General features: G+C 67.2%; 11 protein-coding genes. 9 read left to right on the top strand and 2 right to left on the bottom strand.

Features of this window, described 5'->3' with window-relative positions:
* Positions 1 to 66 precede the first annotated feature (66 nt).
* The 9 genes from ATO3_RS04260 (at position 67) to ATO3_RS04220 (ending at position 9,592) form a co-directional block, all read left to right on the top strand.
* Positions 67 to 939, top strand: coding sequence for an AAA family ATPase (locus ATO3_RS04260; RefSeq protein WP_088648730.1), 873 nt, complete (start codon positions 67 to 69; stop codon positions 937 to 939).
* Positions 936 to 1,502, top strand: a complete 567-nt coding sequence (locus ATO3_RS04255) for a nucleoside kinase (RefSeq protein WP_088648524.1) — start codon at positions 936 to 938, stop codon at positions 1,500 to 1,502. Before ATO3_RS04260 ends, ATO3_RS04255 begins: the two co-directional genes overlap by 4 nt.
* 43 nt (positions 1,503 to 1,545) lie before the next feature.
* On the top strand, positions 1,546 to 2,796 hold the full coding sequence (locus tag ATO3_RS04250; protein WP_088648523.1) for a vWA domain-containing protein: 1,251 nt from the start codon (positions 1,546 to 1,548) through the stop codon (positions 2,794 to 2,796).
* A gap of 269 nt (positions 2,797 to 3,065) precedes the next feature.
* On the top strand, positions 3,066 to 4,037 hold the full coding sequence (locus ATO3_RS04245) for an XdhC family protein (RefSeq protein WP_088648522.1): 972 nt from the start codon (positions 3,066 to 3,068) through the stop codon (positions 4,035 to 4,037).
* Positions 4,034 to 5,044: a molybdopterin-binding protein gene (locus tag ATO3_RS04240; protein WP_088648521.1), complete on the top strand. Its 1,011-nt coding sequence runs from the start codon at positions 4,034 to 4,036 to the stop codon at positions 5,042 to 5,044. Before ATO3_RS04245 ends, ATO3_RS04240 begins: the two co-directional genes overlap by 4 nt.
* Positions 5,045 to 5,251: 207 nt before the next feature.
* Positions 5,252 to 5,737 carry a (2Fe-2S)-binding protein gene (locus tag ATO3_RS04235; protein WP_088648520.1) on the top strand — a complete coding sequence of 162 codons (486 nt, stop codon included), beginning with the start codon at positions 5,252 to 5,254 and terminating at the stop codon, positions 5,735 to 5,737.
* An 83-nt stretch (positions 5,738 to 5,820) separates the two neighbouring features.
* Positions 5,821 to 8,184, top strand: coding sequence for a xanthine dehydrogenase family protein molybdopterin-binding subunit (locus ATO3_RS04230; protein WP_088648519.1), 2,364 nt, complete (start codon positions 5,821 to 5,823; stop codon positions 8,182 to 8,184).
* 106 nt (positions 8,185 to 8,290) lie between these two features.
* The gene (locus ATO3_RS04225) at positions 8,291 to 9,076 is read left to right on the top strand and encodes an FAD binding domain-containing protein (RefSeq protein ID WP_088648518.1); all 786 of its coding nucleotides are present in this window, start codon (positions 8,291 to 8,293) and stop codon (positions 9,074 to 9,076) included.
* A 177-nt stretch (positions 9,077 to 9,253) separates the two neighbouring features.
* The gene (locus ATO3_RS04220; protein ID WP_158217899.1) at positions 9,254 to 9,592 is read left to right on the top strand and encodes a phasin family protein; all 339 of its coding nucleotides are present in this window, start codon (positions 9,254 to 9,256) and stop codon (positions 9,590 to 9,592) included.
* A gap of 289 nt (positions 9,593 to 9,881) precedes the next feature.
* Here ATO3_RS04220 and infC read toward each other — a convergent pair whose 3' ends face one another.
* Entirely contained in the window at positions 9,882 to 10,379 is a 498-nt protein-coding gene (infC, locus tag ATO3_RS04215) for a translation initiation factor IF-3 (RefSeq protein WP_233152021.1), read from the bottom strand.
* 811 nt (positions 10,380 to 11,190) lie between these two features.
* Positions 11,191 to 11,637, bottom strand: coding sequence for a hypothetical protein (locus tag ATO3_RS04210; protein WP_088648515.1), 447 nt, complete (start codon positions 11,635 to 11,637; stop codon positions 11,191 to 11,193).
* Between the last annotated feature and the right edge of the window lie 83 nt (positions 11,638 to 11,720).

The following is an 11,720-nucleotide window of genomic DNA, read 5'->3' as shown; positions in this document are numbered from 1 at the left end:
CCCAAGGAGGAGCGACACGTGACAGATCCCCAGAGCCTGCCGGACACAATCGACGCCGTGCAATCCATGCTGGCGGCCCAGGGCTATGTCTGCGGCCGGGCGCTGGCCACCGTGGTCTTCCTGTCGCTGAAGCTTGGCCGGCCGCTCTTCCTGGAAGGCGAGGCCGGCGTCGGCAAGACCGAGATCGCCAAGGCCATCGCCGCGGGTCTCGGCCGGCGCCTGATCCGCCTGCAATGCTACGAGGGGCTCGATGCGTCCTCGGCCGTCTACGAATGGAATTTCCCGGCGCAGATGGTCGCGATCCGCACCGCCGAGGCCGAGGGCGGCACCACCCGCACCGGCCTGCAGGAGGAGCTGTTCTCGGATCAATACCTGATCGAGCGCCCGCTGCTGGACGCCATGCGCCCCGATCCCGCCGGCGCCCCGGTCCTGCTGATCGACGAACTTGACCGGACGGACGAGCCCTTCGAGGCCTTCCTGCTCGAGGCGCTGTCGGATTTCCAGGTCACCATCCCCGAGCTTGGCACGATCACCGCGCCGTTACCGCCCATCGTGATCCTGACCTCCAACCGCACGCGCGAGGTGCATGATGCGCTCAAGCGCCGCTGCCTCTATCACTGGGTCGATTATCCCGATTTCGACCGCGAGATGGAGATCCTGCGGGCCCGCGCCCCCGAAGCTTCCGAGGCGCTCAGCCGCGAGGTCGTGGCCTTCGTGCAGCGCCTGCGCACCGAGGACCTGTTCAAGAAGCCCGGCGTGGCCGAAACCATCGACTGGGCCAAATGCCTGCTCGCGCTCGACATGATCAACCTCTCGCCAGAGGTGATCTCGGACACGCTCGGCGCGGTGCTGAAGTACCAGGACGACATCCAGAAGCTGCAGGGCTCCGAGGCCAAGCGCCTCCTCGACGAGGCGCGCGCCTCTCTCGAGCCCGCGTGACCGGCCCGGTCATCCATATCTGCAGCTGGCCCGGCGCCGGCAAGGCCACGATCGGCCGGATCCTGGCACGGCGTCTCGGCGGACGCCTGATCGACAATCACCTCGCGCTCGATCCGGCCAGCGCGCTCTTCGACCGCTCCGATCCGCGTCATCGCCCGCTCCGCGCGCGCCTCCGCTCCACCATTGACGCCGCCGCCCTGACCCTCCCGCCCGAGGTGCCGCTGATCGTCACCGACGCGCTCTCGGACAGCCCCGAGGATGACGCCCTGTTCGAGCCGACCCGCGCTCTGGCCCACAGCCGCGGCGCCCCGCTGCTTTGCATCACGCTGGACCTGTCGGCGGAGGAAAACCGCCGCCGTCTCACCGATCCGTCCCGGGCCTCCCGCGCCAAGCTCACCGACCCCGCCATCCTCGATACCCTGCGCGCCCGCCATACCCTGCTGCACCCCGAAGGCGCCGTCACGCTCGACATCACGCATCTCACCCCGAAGGACGCAGCCACCGCCATCCAGAACGCGCTCGACCTCACCGAAGAGACCACCCCATGTCCTTCATCTTTGTAAAAATACCTCCGGGGGTCCGGGGGCAGCGCCCCCGGCTCGACGCATGCCAGAATTCCCCGCGCTAGACCTCCCCGAGAACCCGAAACTCGCGGGCAACATCACCCATTTCGCCCGCGCGCTCCGCAAGGCCGGGCTGCGGGTCGGCACGGGCCGGGTGATCGACGCGATCCGCGCGGTGGAGGCGGCGGGCTTTACATCGAAGACCGATTTCTACTGGACCCTGCACGCCTGCTTTGTCTCGCGCCCCGAGGATCGCGTGGTCTTTGCACAGGTCTTCCGCCTCTACTGGCGCGACCCGCGCTACATGGAGCACATGATGTCCATGATGCTGCCCGCCATACGCGGCGTGCAGGAGGAGCGGGCCGGGCAATCGGCTGAAAAGCGGGCGGCGCAGGCGCTTCTGGACGGCATGCAGCCGGAGATGCCCGATGAGTTCGAGGAACCCGAGGGCACCGAGATCGAGATCGACGCGACGCTCACCATGTCGGCGGAGGAGCGGCTGAAGAGCCTGGATTTCGAACAGATGTCGACCGAGGAGGTGGCGCAGGCAAAGCGGATGCTGGCGCGGCTGGACCTGCCGGTGGATCCGATCCCGTCGCGGCGCGGCCAGGCGGCGCTGCGGGGCAGCCAGATCGACTGGCGGCGGACGATGCGCGCCTCGATGCGGCAGGGGGGCGAGATCCGCGACCTGGCCCGCAAGGCGCCGAGGGAGCGCTGGCCGAACCTTGTGGTGCTCTGCGACATCTCGGGCTCGATGAGCCAGTATTCCCGGCTGATCCTGCATTTCGTTCATACCGTGGCCAATGCGAAGGGGCAGGGCTGGGCGAAGGTGCATGCCTTCACCTTCGGCACCCGGCTGACCAACGTGACCCGGCATCTGCGCCAGCGCGACGTGGATGCGGCGCTGAAGGCCGCCGGGGCCGAGGCGCAGGACTGGGAGGGCGGCACGAGGATCGGGGAGTGCCTGCATGCCTTCAACCGCGACTGGTCGCGGCGGGTGACGGGGCAGGGCGCGGTGGTGCTGCTGGTCAGCGACGGGCTGGACCGGGGCGCGCCCGAGGATCTGGCCAAGGAGATGCAGCGCCTGCACCTGAGTGCCCGCCGGCTGATCTGGCTGAACCCGCTGCTGCGGTGGGAGGGGTTCGCGCCGAAGGCGAAGGGGATCGCGGCGATGCTGCCCCATGTGGACAGCTTTCGGGCGGGCCATTCGATCGCCTCGCTGGAGGACCTGGCGAAGGTGATCTCGCGCTGGGAGGATGCGGGCGAGAAGGCCCGGCTGATGCGCATGCTGTAAGGGGTGTCCCACGCGTGGGACACTTGGCCGGTTCAGCGAAATCAATGGCTTGCAGCGGCGCATTAACGATGTGTCAAGGTTTCCGGCGGATGCGGGCACGTGTCTGAACCGGGCGCCGGCGGCTTCGGGGCGGGGCGCCGCGGGGCTGTGGCTGCGCCGGGTGCGGCGCGGACCGCCTTGCGCAGGGCACCGGCCCGGGCCGCGTGCCGGCACAGGTTGACCTTCGCGCGCGCGCCGCCCAAATCTGAAAAAGCAGCGGAGGGACGCGCATGAGCGACCATTTCAACATCCCCGAAATAGCCCTGGACTGGCATCGCGCGGGCGCGGGCGCCGCGCTGGCCACCGTGGTCGAGACCTGGGGCAGCGCGCCGCGCCGGACCGGATCGCAGCTGGTGATCGCCGGCGACGGGCGGATCGAGGGCTCGGTCTCGGGCGGTTGTGTCGAGGGCGCGGTGCTGGTCGAGGCGCTGGAAGCGCTGGACGACGGCAAGCACCGGCTGCTGGAATACGGGGTCAGCGATGACGACGCCTTTGCCGTGGGGCTGGCCTGCGGCGGCACCATCCGCGTGCTGGTAGAGCCGGTGGGCCACGCGCTGCCCGAGGAGATGCTGGCCGAGCTGGTCGCGGCAAGGGCAAGGCGCGAGGCGGTGGCCTACGAGGTGAACCTGACAACCGGCGCGCGGCGGCTGGTGCGCGACGGCCATGACCAGAGGTTCCGGATGGACCGTTCGGGCGTGGAAGAGGACGGCGAGACCTTTGTCGCCATCCACAACCCGCCGCTGCGGCTGATCATCGTGGGCGCGGTCCATATCGCCCAGGCGCTGGTGCCGATGGCGCGGCTGGCGGGCTATGACCCGGTGATCATCGACCCGCGCGAGGCCTTCGGGTCGCAGGCGCGCTTTCCCGGCGAGACCATCCTGCACGACTGGCCCGACGAGGCGGTGGCGCAGCTGGGGCTGGATGCGCGCACGGCGCTGGTGCTGCTGACGCATGATCCCAAGATCGACGACCCGGCGCTGGAGGCCGGGCTGAAGGCCGCGTGTTTCTACATCGGCGCGCTGGGCTCCACCCGGACCAATGCAAAGCGCACGGCCCGGATGCAGGAGGCGGGGTTCACCGAGGAGCAGATCGGGCGCATCCACGGGCCCATCGGGCTGGATATCGGCGCGGCCGGACCGGCCGAGATCGCGGTGTCGATCCTGGCCGAGATGACGGCGGTGCTGCGCGGGAAACGCCCATGATCTTCGGGACGGTCCCGCTGGACCAGGCGGCGGGGGCCGTGCTGGCGCATTCGGTGAAGCTGGACAGCGGGCGGCTTCGCAAGGGCAAGCTGCTGGATGGCGACGACGTGGCGAAGCTGCGGGCGGCGGGGCTGGAGGAGGTCATTGCCGCAAGGTTCGAGCCGGGCGACGTGGGCGAGAACGAGGCGGCGCGGCGGATCGCGGCGGCGCTGGTGCGGGATCCGGCGGCGGCCGGGCTGACGGTGAGCGAACCGTTCACGGGGCGGGTGAACCTGCTGGCCGGGGGGCCGGGGGTCGTCGTGCTGGACGAGGCCGTGGTGGGCGCGGTGAACCGGATCGACCCGATGATCACCCTGGCCACCGTTGCGCAGCATCAGCAGATGGCGCCGGGCGGCATGGTCGCGACGATCAAGATCATTTCCTACGGGGTGGCCGGCGATGCGGTTGCCCGGGCCGAAGCCGCGGCCGGAGGAGAGGCGCTCCGGCTGGCGCCACCGCGGTGCGCGACCGCTGGCCTGGCGATGACGGTGATTCCGGGTGGCCCGAACAATGCAAAGGGGCGCAAGGCGATCGAGGGCCGGGTGCGCGCTTTGGGGCTGGAGATGGCCGAGGTGGTCGAGGTGCCGCATGAGGCCGGCGCGCTGGGGGCGGCCCTGGCCCGGCTGCAGGGGGATCTCCTGCTGATTCTGACGGCCTCGGCGACTTCGGATCCCGCCGACGTGGCGCCCACGGCCCTGCGCGACGCGGGCGGGAGGGTGGACCGCTTCGGGATGCCGGTGGATCCGGGCAACCTGCTGTTCCTGGGCGCGCTTGACGGGCGGCCGGTGATCGGGCTGCCGGGCTGCGCGCGCTCGCCCGCGCTGAACGGTGCGGACTGGGTGCTGAGCCGGGTGGTCTGCGGGCTGAAGGTGACGGGCGAGGATATCGCCGACATGGGGGTTGGCGGGCTTCTGAAAGAGATCCCGACGCGGCCGCAGCCCAGGGCCGGCAAGGCGGCGAAGGGCTGAGCCGGTGCCGGGCGGGGCGCTGCCAGCCCCCGCGGACCCCCCGTGCGATCCCCTTGCGGTGCCGGAGGGTGGGCGCCGATCCTGCGCCGAAATCCGAGTCTTTCCATCGGGAATATGCGACCTAAGCGCTTGTAATCGGGTCCTTCTCAAAGGTTCCGCCCCGTGCTTAAGTCGGTCCCAAGAGGATCGAAACAAGGGGAGGATCCCATGACAAAGGTCTCGATGACCGTGAATGGCAAGGCCATGTCCGGCGACGTGGAGGGCCGCACGCTGCTGGTCCAGTTCCTGCGCGACGGGCTGGGGCTGACCGGCACGCACGTGGGCTGTGACACCAGCCAGTGCGGCGCCTGCGTGGTGCATGTGGACGGCGCGGCGGTGAAAGCCTGCACGATGCTGGCGCTGGAGGCCGAGGGGGCCGAGGTGGCCACGATCGAGGGGCAGGCCAACGCGGATGGATCGCTGAACGTGATCCAGCAGGCGTTCCAGGATCACCACGGGCTGCAATGCGGGTTCTGCACGCCGGGCATGGTGATGTCGGCGGCGGCGCTGCTGAAGGACAATCCGCAGCCGACCGAGGCCGAGATCCGCGCCTACCTGCAGGGCAACATCTGCCGCTGCACCGGGTATCACAACATCGTCAAGGCGATCATGGCCGCGTCGGGTCAGGACGTGTCGGCCATCGCCGCGGAGTAAGCCTGCGGCCGGACCGTGGAGGACGGGACGGACTGTGGGCACAGGGTGCGTGGCTGCACGCATCGCATCAGGGAGGATTGGACATGCCGAAAGATCATGGCATCGGCGCCAGCAACAAGCGGCGCGAGGACGTGCGGTTCCTGACCGGAACCGGGAACTACACCGACGACATCAACATCCGGGGCCAGGCCTATGTCCATTTCCTGCGCTCGGATCTGGCGCACGGGAGGATCAATTCGCTTGATACCGCGGCGGCCGAGGCGATGCCCGGCGTGCTGAAGGTCTTCACCGGGGCGGATTTCGAAGGCATCGGCGGGCTGCCCTGCGGCTGGCAGGTGACGGACCGCCACGGCGAGGTGATGCAGGAACCCGCCCACCCGGTGCTGGCCCAGGGCAAGGTGCGCCATGTGGGCGACCCGATTGCCGCCGTCGTGGCCGAAACCGCGGCCCAGGCGCGCGACGCCGCCGAGGCGATCGAGTTCGACATCGAAGAGCTGCCCGCCGTCATCGACATGAAGGCCGCCGTGCAGCCCGATGCGCCCAAGGTGCACGACGATCTGACCTCGAACCTCTGCTATGACTGGGGCTTCGTCGAGGAGAACCGCGAGGCGGTGGACGCCGCCATCAATTCGGCGGCGCATGTGACGACGCTGGAACTGGTGAACAACCGGCTGATCGCCAACCCGATGGAGCCGCGCGTGGCGGTGGGCGATTTCAACCGCGCGAGCGGGGATTCGACGCTGTACACGACCTCGCAGAACCCGCATGTGATCCGGCTGTTGATGGGGGCCTTCGTGCTGGGAATCCCCGAGCACAAGCTGCGCGTCGTCGCGCCCGACGTGGGGGGGGGTTTTGGCACCAAGATCTTCCACTATGCCGAAGAGGCGTTCTGCACCTTCGCGGCGAAGGCGCTGAACCGGCCCGTGAAATGGACGTCGTCGCGGTCGGAGGCGTTTGTCTCGGACGCGCACGGGCGCGATCACGTGACGAAGATCGAGCTGGCGCTGGATGCGGACAACAACTTCACCGCGCTGCGCACCGAAACCTACGCCAACATGGGCGCCTATCTGTCGACCTTCGCGCCCTCGGTGCCGACCTGGCTGCATGGCACGCTGATGGCCGGCAATTACAAGACGCCGCTGATCTACGTGAACGTGAAGGCGGTTTTTACCAACACGGTGCCGGTGGATGCCTATCGCGGTGCGGGGCGGCCGGAGGCGACGTTCCAGCTGGAGCGGGTCATCGACAAGGCGGCGCGCGAGCTGGGCGTGGACCCGATCGCGCTGCGCCGCCAGAACTTCATCACCGAGTTCCCCTATGCGACGCCCGTGGCCGTGGAATACGACACCGGCAATTATGTCGCGACCATGGACAAGCTGGAGGAGATCGCCGATCTCAAAGGCTTCGCCGCCCGCCGTGCCGAGAGCGAGGCGAAGGGCAAGCTGCGCGGTCTTGGCGTGAACTGCTATATCGAGGCCTGCGGCATCGCACCCTCGCAGCTGGTGGGCCAGCTGGGCGCGCGCGCGGGGCTTTATGAAAGCGCCACGGTGCGGGTGAATGCGACGGGGGGCCTCGTGGTCATGACCGGCTCGCACAGCCACGGGCAGGGGCACGAGACCTCTTTCCCGCAGGTGATCGCCGAGATGATCGGCATCGACGAGAGCATGGTCGAGATCGTGCATGGCGACACCGCCAACACGCCGATGGGCATGGGCACCTATGGGTCGCGCTCTCTGGCGGTGGGGGGCTCGGCCATGGTGCGCGCGGCCGAGAAGATCATCAACAAGACGAAGAAGATCGCGGCGCATCTGATGGAGGCCTCCGAAGGCGATATCGAGCTGAAGGACGGCCAGTTCTCGGTCGCGGGCACAGACAAGTCGGTGGCCTGGGGCGATGTCTGCCTGGCGGCCTACGTGCCGCACAACTATCCGCTGGAGGATATCGAGCCGGGGCTGGAGGAGACGGCGTTCTACGATCCGTCGAACTTCACCTATCCCTCGGGCGCCTATGCCTGCGAGGTCGAGGTCGACCCGGAGACCGGCAAGGTGACCATCGAACGTTTCGCGGCGGCCGATGATTTCGGCAACGTGGTCAACCCGATGATCGTCGATGGCCAGGTGCACGGCGGGATCGCCCAGGGCATCGGGCAGGCGCTGCTGGAGGGCGCCGTCTATGACGAGAACGGCCAGCTGCTGAGCGCGTCCTACATGGATTACGCCATGCCGCGCGCAGATGACGTGCCGTTCTACGCGGTGGATCATTCCTGCCAGACGCCCTGCACCCATAACCCGCTGGGCGTGAAGGGCTGTGGCGAGGCTGGGGCGATCGGCTCGCCCCCGTCGGTGGTGAACGCGGTGATTGACGCGCTGCAGTCGGGCGGCAAGGATGTGACGCATATCGACATGCCGCTGTCCCCGGGGCGCGTCTGGGCGGCGATGAACGGCTAGGACCGGGCCCGGTTTCGGGGGGCGCTGCCCCCCGGACCCCCCGGAGGTATTTGGACCAAGAAGAAGAGGGGGGCGTGTCGCCCGGCCTCTTCGGGGAGACCGAGAGATGTATAATTTCGAGTTCGAAAAGCCGGCCACGATCGCCGATGCGGTGACGGCGCTGGGGGCGGAGGAAGCCCAGGCGCTGGGCGGCGGGCAGACGCTGATCCCGACGCTGAAGCAGCGGCTGGCGATGCCGTCGAAGCTGGTGTCGCTGGCGGGGATCGCCGAGATGAAGGGCGTGTCGTCGGATGGTGCCACGCTGACCATCGGGGGGGCGACCACCCATGCCACCGTGGCGGCCGAGGCCGGGGCCTATCCGGGGCTGGCGGCGCTGGCGCTGAAGATCGGCGATCCGGCGGTGCGCAACCGCGGCACCATCGGCGGGTCACTCGCCAACAACGATCCCGCCGCCTGCTATCCGGCGGCGGCGCTGGCCTCGGGGGCGACGATCATGACCAACAACCGCGAGATCGCGGCGGATGACTTTTTCCAGGGCCTGTTCACCACGGCTCTGAACGAGGGCGAGATCATCACCGGCGTGCGCTTTCCGATCCCGCAGGCGGCAAACTACCAGAAGTTCGAACAGCCCGCCTCGCGCTTTCCCATGGTCGGTGTCTTCGTGGCGAAATTCGCCGACGGCGTGCGGGTGGCGGTGACCGGAGCCTCGGAAGACGGGGTGTTCCGCTGGACCGAAGCTGAGGAGGCGCTGGGCAAGGAATTCCGGCCCGATGCGCTGACGGACCTGTCGATCCTGGCCGACAACATGATCGGCGACATCCACGGCACCAAGGCCTATCGCGCCCATCTGGTCGGTGTGATGACCAGGCGCGCGGTGGCGGCGGCCGGCTGAGCCTGTTTTCGTGAAGGGACATGGCGCCCCGGTCGTGATGGCCGGGGCGCTTTTGCGTTGGAGGGCGCTCCGGGCAAAGATGGCGGGGATCGCGGGTGGCACTTGATCGGGATCAATTCAAATCCCGGCATTTGATGCGAAGCTGCCCGTCGGAACATGGATGAAGGAGGGACCCCGATGCCACAGACGTCGAAGGCGAGCGAAGAGGCCACGCAGGCCGTCCACGAGACCGTGGCGAAGCTGCAGCAGATGGGGTTTGCCGCCATGCCCTGGATGGGCACCGAATACGCCGAGCGCATGGCGGACCTGGGCAGCGAGGTGCTGGATTTCCTGGCCGAGCGGGTGCACGAGGACGTGCAGTTCCAGCACAAGCTGCTCCATTGCCGCGACATGACCGAACTGCACAGGCTGCAGGCGGAGTTCATTCAGCGCATGATCAACCGCTATACCGAAGAGACCGGAAAGATGGTGGAGCTGAGTTCGAGAGCCTGGCTGATGCCGTTCCAGAAGCTCTGAAGAGAGGGTTCGGCACGGCTCCTGACAGGGTGCTCCTGACAATGTTGCCTTTGGCTTTGTGATCCTTGCGTGCGCGGTCACGCACAGGGGTGCGGTGTGCGCGTGGGGCTCCTGACATATGCTGCTGACAGGGTGCTCCTGACATCTCCGGCGGCCGGGCGCAGACGTTGGTGCGCCCGGATACTTGGGTTTGGTCGGGACCGGAGAGACCAAAGAAAAACGCCCTGCCGGACGGGCAGGGCGCTTTGTTGTCCGTGTCGGCGCACCGCCCGGGCACGCGTGATCCGCATCACTTGGCCGGGACGGGCCCGATCATCATGACCATCTGGCGGCCTTCCATCTTCGGCATGTTCTCGATCTTGCCGATTTCCTTGACGTCGTCGGCGACCCGTTCGAGAAGCTCGCGGCCAAGGTTCTGGTGGGCCATCTCGCGGCCGCGGAAGCGCAGGGTGACCTTCACCTTGTCGCCGTTCTCGAGGAACTTGAAGACGTTGCGCATCTTGACCTCGTAGTCGTGGACGTCGGTGTTCGGGCGGAACTTGACCTCCTTGACCTCGATGATCTTCTGCTTCTTGCGGGCCTCGGCTTCGCGCTTCTGGGTCTCGTACTTGAACTTGCCGAAATCCATGATCTTGCACACGGGCGGCGTCGCGTTCGGCGAGATCTCGACCAGGTCGAGACCGACCTGCTCCGCCAGCTGGAGGGCCTTCGCCGGGGCGACGACCCCGACGTTCTGCCCCTCCGGGCCGATCAGCCGGATTTCGGGGGCGCGGATCTTGTCGTTCACGCGCGGGCCAGTGTCTCGGGTCGGCGGCGCGTTGTGCGGTCTGCGGGCTATTGGGACAATCCTTGTTCAGTTGCCATAAATTGCTGGATGCGGAACGTAATCCCGGAGCGGGTTTCTTTCAAGCGGGAACCGCGGGGCTGGAGGTGAAAAACGTCGCCCCGGGCGTCATGCGGGGCGTCGCGGAGGGGCGAAAGCGGGGCCAGGGGCGAGAGGCCGTGGTGAAAGCGTGTCCAGGCGCTCGCGACGGGGCGGCAGCGCGAGGCCGTCGCTGCTGCGTCCTCGGGTCGGCGGCGGGCGGCTTGCCGCGTCGCGGGGCATGCGGGACTGGAGAAGAGGTCCAGCCGGCCCCGGGGCAGGGGGGACGCGGAGGGGCGTTGAACGGTTGACCCGGATGAGGGGCTGGGACGGCGCAGGGGAGAGCCTGGCGCGCGCTCCAACGCTCTGTGGCCGGCACGCCACGGCAAAAAGGGATCTAACGGAGGGAACTTCCGGAACGGCCCGGACGTCATTGTGAGAAAGACAGCGGAATTCTGATTCCCATACTTCTGCAATTTGAAATGAAACAAAATTGTAAAAGCGAACAGGCCCAATTGCCGAAGCATCGGGGGTATTGCTCGCCTGGGTGGCATCCATATCCTGAAATCAACGGGCGCCCAATGCGGGATTCGATTTTATAATTCCAGGCTGTCCCGGGCCAAATGAAAAGGGCCCTGTTTTCGAATGACTATTGTTCCGGTCTCTGGCCAACATATTGAGAGCCCCCGGCCGAAATTGACCGGAGGCTTCCAAAGGGTATTCCCGATGTCGCCTATCAGGCGAACGGCACTTCGTCGTAGACGATGTAGTCTTCGACTTCCGCCCAGGTTGTGTTGGTCAGGAACAGGCGGTGGCCGTCGACGTTGATCAGCAGGTTGCCGTCATACTCGCGATAGTTGAGGTCGCGGGCTTCACCTGCGTCGGTCAGACCGGTGTAGATCAGGTCGTCGCCTTCCTCGCGGAAGTCGCCGATGCGGGTCCAGCTGAAGGAGGTCGGGCTGGCTTCGACGACGAAGTTGTCGTTGTCGGCGCCGCCGAAGACACGGGCGTAGCCGCCGTTAGTGCCCATTATGATGGTGTCGTTGTTGTAACCGCCATAGGCGAAATCAAAGAAGCCGTCGGTGGTGATGGTATCAGCGCCGGACAGGCCGACGAAGATGTTTGCAGGGCCGCCAGCCGACAGATTGTCGTTGAAAATGGTGCCGAGTCGCAGGTTGAACATGATTGGTCCCTCAGGATATTTAACGTTTGGTAACTTTGTGGTTAACGTAAGAGTTTCTTCAAATCAAGCGTAGATAGTCAGAA

Origin of the sequence: Marinibacterium profundimaris (genome assembly GCF_002210095.1) — a bacterium.
GTDB classification, from domain to species: Bacteria; Pseudomonadota; Alphaproteobacteria; order Rhodobacterales; family Rhodobacteraceae; genus Marinibacterium; species Marinibacterium profundimaris.
The sequence above is the reverse complement of the archived record's forward strand: the minus strand, read 5'-3'. Positions and strand labels throughout refer to the sequence as shown.